The following is a 17,278-nucleotide window of genomic DNA, read 5'->3' as shown; positions in this document are numbered from 1 at the left end:
CTCGACATCGTCACGTACCCGCGAAACGTGGATTCCGAATACTTCGTTTGCAAGGCTACTCGCGCCGTTCTGAGGGCCATTCGTCCCAACAGACCAACACGTCGTTACATCAACCAGGGATAATTCCCCGCCCGAAGTCATCAGATGATGAGAATATATTTAACCCACTGGACAAGTACAACTGTTGTGGCATACGACCTGAGTCGCGCGGCCGTCGCGGTCGTTGCCGTCCTGACGGTCATCCTCGCCGCCTCCCTCCTCCCCGCCTCCGGCTTCGGGACGTACCCGGCCGGCGTCGGGGGCGGCGCGGGCGATACCGCCGGGTCCGGCGACCCCACGGCCCCCGGGACCGACGGACCGACCAGCGAGCAGCCGCCCTCCACGGCGGATTCTGCGACGGAGACGACGGCGGGAACCGACGGCGGGACCGGCTCGGGCTCCGGGTCCGACGGCGGGACCGCAACCCCGACACCGACGCGGACGGCGACCACGACCGAGCGAGCAGCCGCCGGCGGGAGCGACAACGACCGCGGCGGTATCGACCTCGGAACCGTGGTGACGACGTTCATGGGACTCCTCACACTCACCGGTATCGGGGCCGTCCTCGTCCTGACCGTCGGGCAGGTCGAACGGACCTCACGCCCCGACTTCGACGGCTGGGTGCTCAAGCTCCCCGGCCTCCCCCCGCTGCACATCCGCGCCTCGTTCCTCACCATCCCGCAGACCACGATGGCGTTCCTCGTCGGCACCTCCGCGTCCGCCCCGCAGGTGCTCGACACCATCGGTAGCGCCGCGAACGACTTCGCTCGCGGGCTCGGAGCCGTCGGCAAGGGCCTCGGCTCCCTCAGCGCGAGCCTCTTCGTCGGCGTCCCCGCGGCCCTGGGGAAGGGCCTGCTTGCCATCCCCCGCGGCATCGGTGGCGGTCTCGGTGCCCTGGCCGGTGGCTTCTCGACCCTCTCGAGCGGCCTCGGCTCGCGGAACTGGCTGCGCCGCAACGAGGAGACCCCGGACGACCCCCGCGGCCGGGCAGCCGCGGCGACGGACGAGTTCACCGACCCCGGCGCACACCAGCCCTCGCCCCTCAGCATCGAGGAGGCGTGGGAGTACATGATCGACCAGCTCCCGACGGGTCGGAGCCCGTCGCGAACCCCTGCAGAGTACGCCCGCGCCGCCGTCGAACACGGCCTTCCCGCCGACGCGGTCGGGCGACTCACCAGGGCGTTCCAGGACGTCCGGTACGGCCAGTACCCGCCGGACGACTCCCGAACACAGGCCGCCCGTGACGCGGTCAGACAGATAGCCAGGCGACTGGAGGGTGACTCATGAGCAGCCGCGGCCCCTTCCGGAAGGCCAGTCACCAGACTGGACGCGCCTTCGGCAAGCTCTTCGACCGGAAGAGCGCCCTCCTGCTCGTCGGCACCGGCGCGCTGGTCGGCGCACTCGTGCTGGCGTTCCTGCCCTACCCCATGGAACCGAGCCGCCCCTACGTCGAGGGCATCCTCACGAACCGCGGGACCGTGCTGTTCCTCGGTCTCACCGGCGGTATCATCGGCGCGGTCCACCTCTACCGGACGGAACGCGACGAGACGACGGACGTCCTCTCGGGGGTGTTCCCCGAGGGTGCGAGCTACCAGGCACGCGAATCCGCCGGTGACTCGTTCGACAGCTCCGTCCAGAACCTGACGGGTGAGCTCCCCGATTCGAACTCGAACAGCTGGTGGCGCAGCCGGGAGCGCCTGGAGGTCAAACGACAGGTGCGGGCGGTTGCAGTCGAGGTGTTACAGTCGAGCGAGAGCTGGACGGAAGCGGAAGCAACAGCGCATCTCGAGCGGGGTACCTGGACGGAGAACCCGCGTGCGGCCAGATTCCTCGGGGGCGACGAGGCCCCCGAGCTCCCCCTCAAGATGCAGTTCTTCGACTGGCTCAGCGGCGAGGCGTTCGAGCGCCACGTCACCCACACCGTCGACGAACTCGCAGACCGTGCCGGCCTCCTGGAGGAAGACCGATGACGATAGAAGACACTGGACGCTGGAACGTCGGCCTGACCGCCGCCCTCGTGACGGGTGCGCTCGGGCTGTTCACCAAGAACACGACGCTGTTCCTCGCGGCCGCCATCGGCCTGAGCTACGCGGCATACGGCTACGCGACCCGGCCCCCGTCGCTCGACGTCGGGCTGGAACGGTCGCTCTCGACCACCTCTCCGATGCCGGGCGAGGACATCGAGGTGACGGTCACGGTCCGGAACGAGTCGGATTCGCCGATGGCGGACGTCCGGGTCGTCGACGGCGTGCCGGACACGCTGGGGGTCCAGAAAGGTGCACCCCGCTACCTCACCAGCCTGTTGCCGGGCGAGGAAGACGAGTTCACGTACACCATCACGGCCCGTCGTGGCGTCCACGAGTTCCAGCACGCGACCCTGGTCACGCGCAACGTCAGTGGCGCGACGAAGGCCCACACCACGGTCGACCTCCCCGAGCGCGTCTCCTGTCGGGCGGGCATCGACGGCGTGCCGCTGGGTGACCGGACCATCTCCTACACCGGGCGCATCGAGACCGACACCGGCGGCGAAGGCATCGAGTTCTACTCGGTGCGCAAATACCAGCGCTCGGACCCGATGAGCCGCATCGACTGGAAGCGGTTCGCGCGAACCGGCGAGCTTCGGACCGTGGAGTTCCGCCAGAGCCGGGCCGCGAGCATCGTCGTGGTCGTCGATACGCGGTACGAGTCGCGCATCTCGCGTCGTCCCGAGGAACCGGACGGCGTCGAGCTCTCGATGTACGCGGCCGGCCGCCTCTGCGGGTCGCTGCTGAAAGACGGGAACCGCGTCGGCCTCGCCCGCTACGGCGGCACGTTCGACTACCTCGAACCGGGCACCGGCGACGAGCAGGCGGTTCGCATCCGCCAGAACCTGAGTCTGGCCGCCTCGACCACCATCCCGGTCGCCGACGACGCGGAGGACCCGGCGAACGACGGCGGTGCCGACAGCTGGCAGGGTGCCCCCGAACCATCCGAGAGCGACGACGCAGCACCGACACCGGCCGCCGACGGCGGCTGGCGCGTCGACTGGCTGCGGCGGCGGATCCCGAACGAGGCACAGGTCGTCTTCGTCACCCCGATGATGGACGACGGCCCGTTCGAGACGCTCCGTCGCCTGCGGGCGGCGGGCCACGAGGTCCGCGTCGTCTCACCGGACGTGACCTCGGATGAGACGCCGGGGGCCAAGTTGGAGCGAATCAAGCGCGACACGCGCCTCAGAACGCTCCGGGGCCGGAAGACGAAGGTCATCGAGTGGTCGCCCGACCAGCCGCTGTTCGCTGCCATCGAGGTGGCGATGCGGAGGTGGTCGTCGTGAGCGACTACGAGTTCGACGACTCCCCGGCTCGCTTCAGCGGGAGGCTCGCCATCGGCGTCGCCGCGTTCACCAGTCTCGTCCTCGGCGTGCTCGTCGGGCAGCCCTTCAGCCTGCTGCTCGGACTCGCGGGAGCCGCCAGCGTCGCCTACGGTGCCAAGAAGCTCGACGCGGGCCAGAGTCGCCCCCGCGCCGAGGGAAGTGTCGCGTTCGTCGCAGGGGCGGTTGCTATCGTCATCGCCCTCCTCATGTTCAAACAGTCGCTTGCCGTCGCCGTCGTCGTCGGTGCGTCGATCGTCGCGGTGACGCTCGTCGCCATCGAAGCCGTCGTCGGTATCGACGACGAGACCATCGAGACGATGGGTGGGACCCTCTCACGGTCCATCCTCGTCCTCATCGTGGCGACCATCGTCGCCGCCGCCGTCCACGCGCGCTTCTTCAGCACCCTCGCGGTGGTCCTGGTGGTCGCGCTCGAGTCCATCGTGACGGCGAATCCGCTCGTGAGCTTCGTCACGCTCCAGCTGGAGGCGGTGTTGCTCGCGGTCCTGCTCTCGAAGGCGGTCACCATCCTCGACGACTGGCTGCCCGACCAGCGATACGACCCCAGAGCGAGCGGCATCGACCAGTTCGGTGTGGACCCCCGGACGGTTCCGTGGGGTGTCTGGGTCATCCTCGGCATCGAGGTGTTCGCCGCGGCGACCCCGACGGGCAGGGCCCTGTTCGACACCGCGCTGTCGCTCACGTACACGTTCGGGGCACTGGTCCGGGGCTTCCTGCTCTCGTGGGTACCCCACGCCGTCCTCGGGGTCGGTATCCTCGTGCTGTCGAGCGTCGTGGCGCTCCACCTCGCACAGCTGCTGTTCGTGGGTATGGTCGGCCGCAAGCCACCGAAGACGCTCGCCTACGCCACCGGTGGCGTGGTCTCGAGTGTCGTCATCGGCCTGCTCACCGCAATTCCACCGGTCGTGACGCTCGTGGCGGGTGCCGTCGGGCCGGAGACGCCGTACGCAGCCGCGTTCGGCACCTACGGGATGGGCGCGACGTTCCTCGGTATCGTCACGGGCGCGCTCATCGTCATGCTCGTCGTGATTCCCGTCGCGATGTTCGTCCTTTCGTTCGACTACCTCCCGGAGGACAGCAGCGGGTTCGCGCTCGGCGCGGTACTGCTGTTCGCCGCGACGGTCGCGAGCGGGCTGTCGAACGCGCTCCCCATCGCGGTGTTCGTCGGTATGGCGGGCACACTCCTGACCTGGGACCTCGGCCTGAACGCGACGCTCGTCGGCCACGAGGTCGGGCAGGTCGCCGAGACGAGACGTGGCGAGGTCGTGCACGCCGCCGGCGCGATAACGGTCGGCATCGCTGCCATCGTCCTCTCGCTGCTGGCCATCCAGTTCGCCGTGCCCGGTACCACCAGCATCGACATCCCGCGCTGGCGGGCTATCGCGGCGTTGACCCTGCTGCTCGTCTCGCTCGTCGCCTTCTCCCGGCTCGCGTCTGTCGACCGGGAGACCGGGGACGCGGACTCCTGAGCAGACCCCAGAAATATCAATTTTCAAACTCAAACGTTAAGTTCTAACTGTACGTATAATGAGGCATGACTGAAGTACTCGTCGCGGTGGACGGGAGCGACTACGCACACCAGGCGGCCGAACACGCCATCGAGGTCGCCGGCGAGCGCGGCGCGACGCTACACTGCCTCTGTGTCGTCGACGAGCGAAAGTACGGTGAGCCGGCGCTCAGTTCCGACGAGGCCTCGATGGTCCTCGCCGAAGACCACGGGCACAAGTGCGCAACCGAAATCAAGGAAATCGCCGATTCGAAGGGTATCCCTGTCGTCATCGACATCAGGCACGGGGTGCCCGACGAGGTCATCCTCGACTACGCACGAGACATCGGGGCCGAAGTGATCATCCTCGGCAAACACGGCGACCACAGCGAGCACATCGGTGGAGTCCGCCACCACGTCGAGCAGCGGTCGGACATCGATCTGATCGTCGTCTAATCAACACCCCGATACAATTACTTCTCGATAGTATCGAGTGGCCCAGAATAGACAGTCCACATATAGTTCTGCTTTCGTGGTCAGGGAACTGCCCGTGGCAGGGCGGCCGCCTCACCGGAGAATGGGATGACCGCTCCGCAGGCGTGGGCTCTCGACGTCCCGCTCTCGAACTGGAGTGAGCGGCGAGCCCGTCACGCCGGGCGAGTACCACGTCGTGAAGGTGCCAGGCGACCGCGGGTCGTGCCTCGGCGTCACGGTCCCCCACTCGCGCTGGTCGGTCCGGGCGTGCTCGACCGCACGGGCCACGTCCTCGGGTCCACACTCGGCCACCGCGGACACCGCGTTTCCGGTGAACGGGGCGACCGCCTCGCGTGTTTCCTCATGGGTCGGGTCGCGGGTGACGAGCGCCCTGAATCGGTCCAACAGGGCTGGAGAGAGATGTGGCGAGGCGATTGCGGGGTCCTCAGCGGTGGCAGCCACTGGATCGGTCATGCTGCCCCTGATACTGCTCCTCTCTCAGCCAGAGAATAGGTACTGCCTGCCGTCGCCTCGGGGCAGGCGACCAGTCAGGACCCCTTTCGCGTTACTTCGACCCGCCGCCCATCCGGTCGCTGAAGTCCCAGGTGTAGGCGCGCTCGATGGAGATGGTGATGCAGACCTCCTCGCGGTCGGGCGAGAGGAGCGACTTCGCCAGTCCGGAGTCGGTTCCCCCGAGGTAGCGCGTCAGCAAGCGCCGAAGCACCTCCTTGTTCTCGTCCGGAGCGATGCTGGCGGTTCCCTGGCCGCGGACACCACGGTACGGCACGTCGTTGGTCGATATCTCGAACGCGACCGTGTCGTCGGCTTCGAGGTACCGAACCACCTCGGCCGAGGCTGCCGTCGCACAGCGGAACGCACCCGTCGCGGGGTCGTACTCGTACCACAGCGAGAGCATCCAGAGGTTGCCATCCGGCGTGTGACAGGACAGGCGAACCGGGACCGTCGTCTCCGTGAGGAACTCGGCAGCCGCCTCGTGGTCCCAGTCGCCGCGAATCGCGAACATCAGCGGACGATGGTGACGGGGCAGGGTGCTCGTCGCACGACGGCCTCGGCCACGCTCCCGAGGAGGACCCGGCTGACGCCGGTTCGCCCGTGACTCCCCATGATGATGTGGTCCACGTCGTGTTCCTCTGCGTAGTCGTTGATGGTCCGCGAGGGACGACCGACGACCGTCTCGGACGTCAGGGTCACGTCGTACTCGTCGGCGATCGCCTGTGCGTCCTCGAACAGTTGCTCACCTGCCTGTTGTTGGCCCTCGTACCACTCCTCCCAGAAGCCGGGGAGTGTGCCGTCGATGGGCGTGCTGAACCCGGCATCCATCAGGTCGATGACGTGCACGAGCACGAGGTCATCGTCGGGGTGCTTCTCCAGTGCGTGACGAAGGGCATCCACGGACTGCGGAGAATCGTCGTAGGGAACCAGTATGGTGTCTGCCATACTAGATATGACACTGACTGAACTGATAAATACCACCCCTCGTTTCCGGTCGCTACGACTCGTTTCCAGTCCAGCAAGCACTCAGTACGGCTCGAACCCGAGACTCGCCCGGAGAACCTCGTCGAGTCTGGTGCGAATCACGTCGCGTTCTGCATGGAGGTTCGCGACACCAGCGTCGTCGTGGCCGCCGCCCGACCCGTCGAAGACGGCGAGCAGCGGGTCGAGCACCGTATCGACGTGGACCGACCCGTTCGTCCTGACGGCGACGCGAGTGCCGAAGTCGCGGCCCGAGAGGACCACAGCGAGGTCGGCACCGGCGTCGACGATGGCCGAGGCGGCGGTGCTGGCGTAGCTCCCGACGTATGTCACGGCGGCGACGAGGTCGTCACTGCGAAAGAGGTCGAGTCGCTGCATCGCCCTGAGGCAGGCGACACGCTCGCCTTCGCGCCAGGTCGGGCCCAGAACCGCCGGCAACTCGTGGGCCCGGTCGCCCGCCAGTGGCAGGAGGTCGACCACCACGTCGAACGTCGCCGGTTCGGCGAACGCGAGCCGCTTGGTGTCGCCCATGATACCCGCGAGCAGGTAGTACGCGGCGGTCTCTGAGACGTCCCAGCCGGCCTCCCCGGCGAGTTTGTAGACCAGTTCCGCGGTCGCGCCCGCGTCGGGGACCACCAGCGCCGCGTCGGCACGGTCGAGCAGGTCGCCGGGTTCGTGATGGTCGATGACGATGAGGGTGCCCGCCCGGTCGAGGTCGATGGGTTCCACTCGTCGAGATTCGGCCGCGTCGACGACGATGGTGAGCGCGAATTCGGCCGGGTCGGCCCGTTCGACCGTCGCCCGGGCGAGCGGCTTCGCCTGCATACCGATGCCACCCGGGGCGCAGACGGTCACGTCGGGGAGGAATTCGGCGAGCGCCAGAGCGGACCCGATCGCGTCAAGATCTGCGTGTCGGTGACAGACGACGAGCGTCGGGCCATCCGGTGGCAGGAACTGGACCAGTGCCGAAGGCGAGCCGAACGTCTCCCCCATACCGAATAGAAAGCGGTGTACGTACTTGGGCTAACCGGCGTCACTCGCTTTCGCCGTGCTGTCGGCACGGGGATTCACTGCGACAGGGCGGTGTCCGGGCGAGAAGGGTACGCCGGCGACAGCGGCGACCGCGGTCGAGACCGGAGCGAGGACTGGCGGCCGCTCGGTGGGGGGAGAGATACTGCAAGAACCGGACGACCGGAACATGGGGGGTCATAGTTTCGCTCGCCCGGCACCCCCAGAAAACGAGGGCAGTAGACCTAGTCTTCGAGGGAAGATAGCTTCGTCGGCCGACGTGACGGCCGACCGTTATGTCCTATCGGTCGGTCGCCAGGACCCCGACCACGTCCCGCTCGATAGTCGGACTCGGCCAGTCGGCCGACAGTTCGTCGACCACCGCGTCCACGTCGTCGCTGCCGGTCGACGCCACGGCAGCCTCGACAGCCGCGACCCAGTTCGGCAACAGGTCGGCGTACGCCTCGAGGGCCGCTCCCGCGTCCTCACGGGCCCCGAAGTGGCCGTAACAGATGGTCTCCGGGTCGAGTGCCCGGAGGCGCTCGATGGTGTCGAGGCTCTGCTGGAGGTCGAAATCGGGTGCCGGTGTGGTCGGCAGGAGCTGGTCGAACAGGAACATCCCTGCGGCATCCGCCGAGAACAGCGTCGCCGTCCGTGAATCGAGGGCGCAAATCTGGTGTGGGGCGTGGCCCGGTGCGTGGACGAGATCCAGTTGACGGTCGCCAAGGTCCAGCGATTCGCCGCCGGAGACGACCCGACAGCGGTCTCGCGGGACACGACTCGGCTCGCCGTACCCGGACGCGATGTCGTCTCCGACCGCCTCCCGGGCGCTCTCGTACAGCCGTGAGAGCTTCTCGGCGTCGGTGAGGTACTCCACACCGCGTTCGTGAACCACAACCTCGGCGTCGGGGCAGGCGTCTGCGAGCGTCCCGGCAGCACCCGCGTGGTCGAGATGGACGTGTGTCTGGACGAGGTAGGCGACCTCATTCGGGTCGACACCGCACTCCTCGAGCCCGTCGAGGACGTGTTCTGCGCCCGTGGCAGGCCCAGCGTCGAGTATCACCGGCTCCGCCGCATCGATGACGTAGACCGACATCGACCCCGGCATCCCGAGCATCTGCGCGTCGACCGCGTACGTCTCCGGTGCGACCGGATGGACCCCTGTCATGGCAGGCTCTTCGAGGTGGGAACCTATAACCCCCTTGAGGCGTGCGGGTGCGACCTAAATCGGATGCCCCCGTATCTCTGACAAGGGGGACATGTTCGAACAATTAAGTTCTGGTTTCGTCGTCGGTCGTCTGTCGGTCCTGCCGACGGTCGGGTCACGGCCCACGCTCGGGGAGCCCGAGTTCGCGGCTGCGGCCGATAGCACCGGCGACATGGGGGCATCGTACCTGGTTGCACACCTGCCGGGATGTTACCTCCGGGTCTGGGCAGACACGGCCACACCGGCCGAGACACTGGCCGTTCCGGCCGAGTCAGTCGACGAGTGGGGCCTGACCGAGGGGCCGATACCGGTCCTGTTCGCCCGGGCCGGGACGGCACGACGCCTCGACAGGTGGTTGGGGTGAACGGCGAGGGACCGGACGGACAGCGCCTCGCCTTCGCCGGCGACACGATGCTCGGTCGACTCGTAGACGAACACCAGTGGACACGCGACGCGACGGCGGTCTGGGGCGACATGCTCCCCACGCTCCAGGCGTGCGATGGCGTCTTCCTCAACCTCGAATGCTGTCTCTCGACGGGCGGCGAGCCCTGGACCGAGACGTACCACCCGTTCCACTTCCGGGCGAACCCGGAGTGGGCAGCCCCAGCCCTCCGACACGCCGGGGTGGACTGGGTGTCGCTCGCGAACAACCACGTCCTCGACTACGGCGTCGATGGCCTCTACGACACGCTCGACACGCTCACGTCCATCGGCGTCGCCTGCTCGGGCGCAGGTCGAACCGTCGATTCGGCCCGGACACCGGCGGTCGTCACCGCGGGCGATTGCACTGTCGCCCTCCTCGCGTTCACCGACAACACGCCCGAGTTCGCCGCCAGCCAGGCCAACCCCGGCACCGCCTACATCGAGATAGACGACGGTCCGGAGGTCCCGTCTGAGACCATGGAAGTGGTGAGCGAGGCGCTGCACGCGGCCCGGCGTGCCGACCCGGACCTGCTCGTCGTCTCGCTCCACTGGGGGCCGAACATGCGGACCGCCCCGCCTCGACAGTTCCAGCACTTCGCGCACTGGCTTGTCGACGAGGGCGTCGACCTCGTCTTCGGCCACAGCGCCCACGTCTTCCACGGCGTCGAACGCTACCGGGACGGTCTCATCCTGTACGACACCGGTGACTTCGTCGACGACTACGCGGTCGACCCAGGGCTGCACAACGACCGGGGGTTCCTGTTCGTGGTCGAGGTCGACGACGGCGCAATCACCGGCTTACGGCTGGTGCCGACCCAGATCGGCGAGTTCGTGGTCAATCACGCGCCCACCCGGGTCGCGAACTGGAGTCGCGACCGGATGCAGACGCTGTCGAGCCGCTTCGGGACGGACTTCCGACGCGACGGCGAAGACCTCGTCCTCGACCTCTCGGTGGAGGCCGATGCGGGGAAGAAGCTGGCTGGCGACTGACCCGTTCAGTCACGGCTGTCGGGCATCGGGCGCGTGTACCACCAGGCCCACAGGATGAGCACCGCCTGGAACGGAAGCCGCGCCCACCGGCCAAACGCAGACGGGTCCCTGATCGCCGCTGGTGCCCCCACGAGGACCACGTCACTGGTCGCCATGTAGAGGTTCGCCGGGAAGATGGCGACCAGCAGCGCAACCAGCCCCCAGGCGGCCACCCGGCGCGTTCTGGGAATCATGACGCCGATGCCGAGGCCGATCTCGGCCACTCCCGAGAGGTACACGAGTGCCAGCGGGGCGGGGAGCACCGGGGGCACTATCTGGGCGTACACATCCGGGACGACGAAGTGCATCACGCCCGCGACGACGTACAGGACCCCCATGACGTACAGCAGCGGTCGCTTGAGGCGAGCGAGAAGACGGTCGAGTGCGTCGTTCATTCAGTTCGTCGTCAGGTCCAGACACAGAAAGCGTTGTGCGTCACGGAACCCGACACGGCGGTCGAACCGAACATCGGGTGTCAGCAACCCCGCCCTCGACGGGAACCTCCTGGAACTCATCGCCGACCTGTCGGACGGCCCGCGACCCGACACGGGCTACCTCCCGCTCCGGAGTGGCGGGAACTCGTTGACTAGCCAGGTAGCTCACTCGCCGAAGGGTTGTCCGTCGAGATACGCCAGAATCGAGTCCGTGCTGGAGCGGTACTGCTTCGAGAACGCCAGGAGTCGCTCCCCATCGCGGGTCCGGTCCGACTCGATGGTAACGGTGAGCCCGAGGGTCCTGAGGTGTTCGAGCAGTTCGTCGAGGACGATCGGGTCGCCCCGGACGACGTGGGTCTCGGCGAGCACATCGCCGGCATCGACCGCCCGGATGGCCTCGATGAATGGTCCCAGAATCGCCTCGCCGACGGCGTGCTCGCGCTCGCGGCGCGTCTCCTCGTCGTCGTCCTGCTCGACCGCCATGAAGGCCTCGCGCAACACCCGCGGGAAGACGTACTCCTTCCCGTAGTCGAAGGGGTACTGGAAGCCGTAGCTGAGGTTACCCTGGTTCGCCGCCGAGGTTGTGTACTTCAGCAGTCGCTCGCCGTCTCCCGACTTCAGGACGACACCCTCGCGTCCCTCCGCATCGAGGTCCGCGATGACCGTCCGGAGGTCGGAGACGTCGTCGGGGTCGAACCGCCCGAACGACGGGACACGTGGGATGTCGAACCGGTCACAGCACTGGTTGCGGGCATCGACGGGGAACGGAGCGCCAGTCGCCCGGTCGCGCACGTCGAACGCGAAGAAGCCGATAGAGTCGACCTCGGGGTAGGCACACGTCGTGTAGGGGTTCTCCGGGCCGACCATCTCGCCACAGAGCATCGTCTCCGGGTTCGCGTCGAAGAAATCATCGAGCGAGAGGTCTCGGCGGACGACCGAGGTCGTGAACGGGCAGACGACCCCACTCCGGGTGAACCCGAGAATCTCGCCGTCGGGCAGTCGAACCACCCGGACGTTGTAGCCGTTCAGCTTCTCTTCGGCGACGAACCGGCCATCGAAGTGTTTGTGTACCCCTTCGGCGAGCTGGAGGGTCCGCGGAATGCTCGGGAACCCGCGGACGACAGCCCCGTCGACGATGGCGGTCCCGGTCGGGAACACGTTCGTCCGCTGGCGCAGGTGGTGGTAGGAACGACCGCGGAACGTGCGCTGGGTGAACCGGTCGGCGACCGCCTCGAAGTCCTCCCGTGACACGCCGAGTTCGTCCACGTACTCCATCAGCTAGGGTAGGGGCCGAGACGCCTTGAGATGGCTCTGTCGAGTCCCTCAGCGGTTGAGAGGAATGGCGAATCAGTCAGTGAACTTCACTCAGAGCCGAGGCGCGCGGGTGGGACGACGCCCGGCCGGCCGAGCCGGAAGCGGTCGCCAACCTCGACCTCTTCAATCACGTGCGGGTACTCGAACGTTGTTGCTGCCTTTGAGAGTGCACCGGGGTCTGCGTGGATCGACCGCCAGCGCCGCCAGTGCTCGGGAATCAGGCGGTCGATGCCGAGCGCGTTCGCGGCCTCAACGATCTCGTCAGCGTCATTGTAGAGCTTGCGCGTGATGACCTCGCCGTCCTCGACGAGGCGGGCATCAGTGCCGTAGGAGAGCATCCCGAGGTCGATGTCGAACTCCGCCCCAATGTCGTGAAATGCCTCGCAGGGACGGTTGTCGCCGCCGTGGAAGATGGTACCCGTTTCGTGCTCGATAACGTACGTCACCGTGCCGTTCGCGTCTGGATCGTACCCGTCCCGAACGTGGACGGTGAGGTCGCCAACCTCGTAGCTGTCGCCGGGTTCGGCGACCGTTCGCTTCTCCTCATCGATTGCGCTCACGTCGAAGTTCTCATAGCACTCGACAGGTGCGTGGACGGCACCGCCGTGGTCGAGGAGTGGACCGAACGAGGGCGGCCAGAAGTGGTCGCGGTGGTCATGGGTGCAGAAGACTGCGTCGCAGGCGTCCGCCCACTGTGGTTCCATCGGCACCGGCGACATCCGCGCAACGTACTCGCGGTCCCGCTCGGTACTAAAGTAGGGGTCGATATAGATGGCGGTCTCCGGCGTCCGAATCGCCCAGCCAGCGACACCGAGATACCACAGGGAGACGCCCTCCTCGACGGTGATGCCGTTGAGTTCCTCGCGCGCCCACCACTCGCCCCAGTCGCTCGTAATCGTCATCGTACACTCCGCGCCGCGCTGCCGGGTTCGCCGTGACAATACATGTGCCAGCCGTCCATTCGGGGACCAGTAATAACTTCCGACGTGACACCGCCTACCGATCGCGAGCAATCGATGATTGGGTGCTCCATGAACTGACGCCCGCACCGCCTACGTATGAGTGATACCCACGTTCTTCAATTCCGGCTAACACTGAGGGCGAATGAGAATGTGATGGATCTATGCTCTGAATCAACCGAACCAGCCAATCCCTGGCACGTCAGTTTTCATCCCCGAGTCGTGCCCCGTATTCAGCACACGTCCAAAAACACCCAGTGGCGAAGATATTCAACAGGGGCCTTGAGATATATCTTCGTCGAGCGCCAATCTCTACTATGTCTCCACACCCCCTCAAGCAGCGGTTCGTCGTGGACACCTCGACCTTTCTCACCCAGGAGATACGGCGCGACGGCGAGGACCTCGACGATACCCTCGTGCGGGTGCTGACCCTCATCTCGCGGGCCAAGCTCGAACTCAACATCTCGTGTTATATGCCACCATCGACCTACCAGGAGCTGGTGACCATGCTGGAGAACCGGGACACCTCCGACGACGTGCTAGCCAGTCTGAACACGTGGATAATCAAGAAAGCGCCCGCCAGGCTGGAGGTCATGATTCCCGCCGACCTGGTGTATGGCTTCATCGGCGAGATGACCGACCGAGTGAACCGCGGGCTCCGGGTGTCGGAGAAGGCAGTTCGGAAGGCCGAGGAGACGCGCGTCGACCGTGGAGACGACGCCGACGACACGATGACCGAGGTAGACTACGTCATCTCGGACCTTCGTGACGAGTACCGGAAGACGCTCCGGCAGGGGGTGCTGGATTCGCGCGAGGACCTCGACCTGCTGGTGCTGGCACGGGAACTCGACGCCGGCGTGGTCACGGAGGACCAGGGCATCATCAACTGGGCCGACGACTTCGGGTTGCGGTACCTGCAGGGCCGGGACTTCCCCCGGCTGCTAGAGGACTACCTCGACGCAGTCGACGGGATGAGCTGATTGGCAGCCGTCTGTGCAGCCTGCCCCTCGCAGCCGCGACCTGTCGGTGGAAGATGCAATCCGCTCTTCGTTCCCCGATTGTATGTTCAGCGCACCCGCGACCATCTATTAATCTGCCCGTCACCAAAAGGTGACCTGCAGTAGCGGTACCGACCAGCGACGTCGACGCGTTCTCCCCCTGACGTGAGACCGGCGTGTCAGCCACTACGCACTGGTGAGACCAAATGGGAATCAAGAATTCGCGGTCCGAATCGGAGTCGAACGGGGGAACGAACACAGCACCGACTGGAGACACCCGAAGCAGGACGCTATCACTCACCCGTCGGCACATGCTCGGCGTGACCGGCGGGACAATGACGGCTGCACTGATGGGTAGTATCGGGACCGGCACAGCCCGTGCCGGCACTGCAGGGGCGGGCTGGGTCCAACCTGAAACGGATGAAGAAGCCACGCAGAGCACGGGGAAGACCACCCTCATCACCGGCGCGAACATCTTCGACGGGAAATCAGAGACACTCATCGAGGGGATGGACGTCGTCATCGTCGGCAACAAGATACAGACCATCGGCCGGTTCGTCCGCCAGCCGGACGCCGACGTGGTCATCGATGCGGATGGGCGGACCCTGATGCCGGGGCTCATCGACGCCCACTGGCATGCACTGCTGGCCACCGTCCCCCAGGCGAAGCTCGTGCAGTCCGATGCTGGCTACATGAACATCGTCGCCGCGCAGGCGAACGAGGACGCCCTGTTGCGTGGCTTCACCACTGTTAGAGACACTGGCGGCAACGTCTTCGGTCTCAAGCAGGCCACAGACGAGGGTCTCGTCCACGGGCCACGCATCTTCCCGTCAGGGCCGATGATCTCCCAGACGGGCGGTCACGCCGACTTCCGGGGGCCACTCGACGTGCCTGAAGACCCTGCCCAGCCCCTGGACTACTACCAGCGTACCGGCCTCATGCTCATCGCCAACGGGGTACCCGAGGTCCTCCAGCGGTCTCGGGAGGCGTTCCGCATGGGCGCGTCACAGCTGAAGGTGATGGCAGGCGGTGGTGTGGCGTCGTGGTACGACCCCATCGACGTGGTACAGTACACGGCCGACGAACTGAAAGCGGCAGTCCAGGTCGCCGAGTCGTACAACTCCTACGTCACCGTCCACGCGTTCAACGACAAAGCTGTCCAGCACGCTATCGACGCGGGCGTAAAGTGCATCGAACACGGCCACCTACTGGAGGAAGGCCTCGTCGCCACGATGGCAGAGAACGATGTCTGGCTGAGTATGCAACCGATTCTCGACGACGAGGACGCGATACCGTTCCCCGACCCCAACAGCCGGAAGAAGTTCGTCGAAGTGACCAAGGGGACCGACACGGTGTACAAACTGGCGAAATCGACGGGCGTGAAGACGGCGTTCGGGACCGACACCCTGTTCGACCCGGAACTCGCGACGAAGCAGGGCAAGCAACTGGCGAAGCTGACCCGGTGGTACTCCCCGTTCGAGGCGCTGAAGATGGCGACCCACGACAACGCCCAGTTGCTCTCGCTCTCCGGGCCGCGCAACCCCTACCCGGGCACGCTCGGCGTCGTCGAGGAGGGGGCCTTCGCGGACCTGTTGCTGGTCGACGGCAACCCACTGGCCGACATCCAGCTGGTTGCGAAGCCTGAAGAGAAGTTCGTCCTCATCATGAAGGATGGAATCATCTACAAGAACACCCTGAAGTAGGGACTCCCTCACCCGACTTCTCGACCGTCGTGGTCCTGGGCTGGGGGGTCTAACGACGCTCCCCGGGCCCAGGCCGGCCCGGTCGCCGACCACCTGATACCCCGACGGCACCTGTTATATCGAACCCTTCCGGTACGAACTATCCAGTCACCAGACGGTCTCGACTCGAAATCACGTTTCGTTGGTTAACTCGGTGGTGTCCTGGTAATCGGGGCATACCGCGGCGATAATCCCTGAAAAGACCTATCGGGCCGGGAGGAATCGCGAATGAAAGGACCAATCGAACCACGACTCTCACGACGAGCGTTGCTGAAGACCGTTGGGTTCGGACTGGTCGGGCTCGGCCTCGGTAGCGGGACAGTCGCCGCTGCCGGCCAGCCCGGGAGTTTGCACTACCAGCGGGGCAGAGGACGAGGAGGTGGCAGACGCGGGAGGCCGAGCAGGCCGAGTAGACCATCCCGCCCAAGCACACCATCCAGACCGAGTAGACCGAGCAGACCTGGCCAACCTGGACGGCCCACCCGGCCAAGCAGACCCGGCCAACCTGGACGGCCTACCCGGCCAAGCAGACCGGACCGTCCAGACCGCCCAGACAGGCCCGACCGGCCAGACAGACCAGACCGGCCAGACAGACCCGACCGACCAGACAGACCTGACCGGCCAGACAGACCCGACCGACCAGACAGGCCCGACAGGCCCGACCGGCCGGGTCGCCCCGGCGGTCGTCCACGCCCGTACTACAGGCACTGGTACCACTACCGGCGGTACTACCCACGGAGACGGTTCAGCTACACCTTCATCCCGGTGTACGGTTCCTACGTCGACTGGTACGAGGACGACCTCAACGTGGTCTACGTCAACGGTCGTGCCTGCCGCGTCACCGGCGTCGACTACGAGCAGGAGATCATCGAGCTGGAGTACGGCCGCTGTGGCTACGTCGGCTTCGATGGCACCTACTACCGGGTCTGAGACCGGGACCCGCCTGGGGGCAGTCTCGACCGCCCCGCACGATATTTTCGCCGTCTCTGTTCGACCCACGAGGTGACGGTACGGCCTCCCAGGTCACCGGATAGCGGCACCCAGGTCATCCCCGCAGGCGTTCCGGCCGGTCCTCTAAGTCCCGCCCGACGAGCACCCCGCCCATCTCCAGCAACTCCTCGGCGTGCTCCCAGCAGGCGTAGGCGAGCCGGTAGCCCCGGGCGACCGCCACGTCCGCTCGCTGGCCGCAGGCGTAGCAGGGCTGTGTGTCCGGTGCGCGAACAATTCGCATGCTACTTGAAAGTAGGGGCGGAGCGGTTTTGAACGCTCCCATGGTCTGGGAATTCAGGTGATGGGTTATC

General features: G+C 66.4%; 19 protein-coding genes. 10 read left to right on the top strand and 9 right to left on the bottom strand.

Annotation, left to right across the window (positions count from 1 at the left end; genetic code table 11):
- Nucleotides 1–186 precede the first annotated feature (186 nt).
- From ACSC1S_RS18420 to ACSC1S_RS18400, 5 genes are all read left to right on the top strand, one after another.
- A complete protein-coding gene (locus ACSC1S_RS18420; RefSeq protein ID WP_435365565.1) occupies nt 187–1,326 on the top strand; it encodes a DUF4129 domain-containing protein in 1,140 nt (379 codons plus the stop codon).
- Nucleotides 1,323–2,009 carry a DUF7269 family protein gene (locus tag ACSC1S_RS18415; RefSeq protein WP_435365564.1) on the top strand — a complete coding sequence of 229 codons (687 nt, stop codon included), beginning with the start codon at nt 1,323–1,325 and terminating at the stop codon, nt 2,007–2,009. Before ACSC1S_RS18420 ends, ACSC1S_RS18415 begins: the two co-directional genes overlap by 4 nt.
- Nucleotides 2,006–3,352, top strand: coding sequence for a DUF58 domain-containing protein (locus ACSC1S_RS18410; protein WP_435365563.1), 1,347 nt, complete (start codon nt 2,006–2,008; stop codon nt 3,350–3,352). The genes ACSC1S_RS18415 and ACSC1S_RS18410 overlap by 4 nt, the downstream gene beginning before the upstream one ends.
- On the top strand, nt 3,349–4,878 hold the full coding sequence (locus tag ACSC1S_RS18405; protein ID WP_435365562.1) for a DUF7519 family protein: 1,530 nt from the start codon (nt 3,349–3,351) through the stop codon (nt 4,876–4,878). Before ACSC1S_RS18410 ends, ACSC1S_RS18405 begins: the two co-directional genes overlap by 4 nt.
- Before the next feature lie 65 nt (nt 4,879–4,943).
- Nucleotides 4,944–5,351, top strand: coding sequence for a universal stress protein (locus tag ACSC1S_RS18400; RefSeq protein ID WP_435365561.1), 408 nt, complete (start codon nt 4,944–4,946; stop codon nt 5,349–5,351).
- A 111-nt stretch (nt 5,352–5,462) separates the two neighbouring features.
- Here ACSC1S_RS18400 and ACSC1S_RS18395 read toward each other — a convergent pair whose 3' ends face one another.
- The 5 genes from ACSC1S_RS18395 to ACSC1S_RS18375 form a co-directional block, all read right to left on the bottom strand.
- The gene (locus ACSC1S_RS18395) at nt 5,463–5,843 is read right to left on the bottom strand and encodes an aldehyde dehydrogenase family protein (protein ID WP_435365560.1); all 381 of its coding nucleotides are present in this window, start codon (nt 5,841–5,843) and stop codon (nt 5,463–5,465) included.
- A 91-nt stretch (nt 5,844–5,934) separates the two neighbouring features.
- Complete coding sequence (locus ACSC1S_RS18390) at nt 5,935–6,393, bottom strand: pyridoxamine 5'-phosphate oxidase family protein (RefSeq protein ID WP_435365559.1); 459 nt, start codon at nt 6,391–6,393, stop codon at nt 5,935–5,937.
- On the bottom strand, nt 6,393–6,827 hold the full coding sequence (locus ACSC1S_RS18385; protein WP_435365558.1) for a universal stress protein: 435 nt from the start codon (nt 6,825–6,827) through the stop codon (nt 6,393–6,395). The genes ACSC1S_RS18390 and ACSC1S_RS18385 overlap by 1 nt, the downstream gene beginning before the upstream one ends.
- An 81-nt stretch (nt 6,828–6,908) precedes the next feature.
- Nucleotides 6,909–7,856 carry a DHH family phosphoesterase gene (locus ACSC1S_RS18380; RefSeq protein WP_435365557.1) on the bottom strand — a complete coding sequence of 316 codons (948 nt, stop codon included), beginning with the start codon at nt 7,854–7,856 and terminating at the stop codon, nt 6,909–6,911.
- A gap of 316 nt (nt 7,857–8,172) precedes the next feature.
- On the bottom strand, nt 8,173–9,039 hold the full coding sequence (locus ACSC1S_RS18375) for an MBL fold metallo-hydrolase (protein WP_435365556.1): 867 nt from the start codon (nt 9,037–9,039) through the stop codon (nt 8,173–8,175).
- A gap of 91 nt (nt 9,040–9,130) precedes the next feature.
- Here ACSC1S_RS18375 and ACSC1S_RS18370 point away from each other — a divergent pair, with 91 nt between their 5' ends.
- On the top strand, nt 9,131–9,442 hold the full coding sequence (locus ACSC1S_RS18370; protein ID WP_261653092.1) for a DUF5802 family protein: 312 nt from the start codon (nt 9,131–9,133) through the stop codon (nt 9,440–9,442).
- A complete protein-coding gene (locus ACSC1S_RS18365; protein ID WP_435365555.1) occupies nt 9,430–10,491 on the top strand; it encodes a CapA family protein in 1,062 nt (353 codons plus the stop codon). Before ACSC1S_RS18370 ends, ACSC1S_RS18365 begins: the two co-directional genes overlap by 13 nt.
- A gap of 5 nt (nt 10,492–10,496) precedes the next feature.
- Here ACSC1S_RS18365 and ACSC1S_RS18360 read toward each other — a convergent pair whose 3' ends face one another.
- The 3 genes from ACSC1S_RS18360 to ACSC1S_RS18350 all read right to left on the bottom strand — a co-directional run bounded on the left by ACSC1S_RS18360 (nt 10,497) and on the right by ACSC1S_RS18350 (nt 13,180).
- Nucleotides 10,497–10,925, bottom strand: a complete 429-nt coding sequence (locus ACSC1S_RS18360) for a DoxX family protein (protein WP_435365554.1) — start codon at nt 10,923–10,925, stop codon at nt 10,497–10,499.
- 204 nt (nt 10,926–11,129) lie between these two features.
- Nucleotides 11,130–12,239, bottom strand: a complete 1,110-nt coding sequence (locus ACSC1S_RS18355; protein ID WP_435365553.1) for an RNA ligase — start codon at nt 12,237–12,239, stop codon at nt 11,130–11,132.
- 86 nt (nt 12,240–12,325) lie between these two features.
- Nucleotides 12,326–13,180 carry an MBL fold metallo-hydrolase gene (locus ACSC1S_RS18350; RefSeq protein ID WP_435365552.1) on the bottom strand — a complete coding sequence of 285 codons (855 nt, stop codon included), beginning with the start codon at nt 13,178–13,180 and terminating at the stop codon, nt 12,326–12,328.
- 374 nt (nt 13,181–13,554) lie between these two features.
- On the opposite strand from ACSC1S_RS18350, the gene ACSC1S_RS18345 reads away from it, so the two are divergent.
- The 3 genes from ACSC1S_RS18345 (at nt 13,555) to ACSC1S_RS18335 (ending at nt 16,907) form a co-directional block, all read left to right on the top strand.
- Nucleotides 13,555–14,217 (top strand): RNA ligase partner protein, encoded by a 663-nt coding sequence (locus ACSC1S_RS18345; protein WP_435365551.1) that lies wholly within the window; start codon nt 13,555–13,557, stop codon nt 14,215–14,217.
- Nucleotides 14,218–14,546: 329 nt separating this feature from the next.
- On the top strand, nt 14,547–15,938 hold the full coding sequence (locus tag ACSC1S_RS18340) for a metal-dependent hydrolase family protein (RefSeq protein ID WP_435365550.1): 1,392 nt from the start codon (nt 14,547–14,549) through the stop codon (nt 15,936–15,938).
- Nucleotides 15,939–16,742: 804 nt separating this feature from the next.
- Entirely contained in the window at nt 16,743–16,907 is a 165-nt protein-coding gene (locus ACSC1S_RS18335) for a hypothetical protein (protein ID WP_435320554.1), read from the top strand.
- A 115-nt stretch (nt 16,908–17,022) separates the two neighbouring features.
- Here ACSC1S_RS18335 and ACSC1S_RS18330 read toward each other — a convergent pair whose 3' ends face one another.
- The gene (locus ACSC1S_RS18330) at nt 17,023–17,208 is read right to left on the bottom strand and encodes a hypothetical protein (protein ID WP_435320553.1); all 186 of its coding nucleotides are present in this window, start codon (nt 17,206–17,208) and stop codon (nt 17,023–17,025) included.
- Nucleotides 17,209–17,278: the final 70 nt, after the last annotated feature.

Source organism: Haloarchaeobius pelagicus, from assembly GCF_051207375.1.
In the GTDB taxonomy this organism is placed as follows: Archaea; Halobacteriota; Halobacteria; order Halobacteriales; family Natrialbaceae; genus Haloarchaeobius.
Note: the sequence above shows the minus strand (reverse complement) of the source record. Positions and strands in the feature narration are given on the sequence as shown.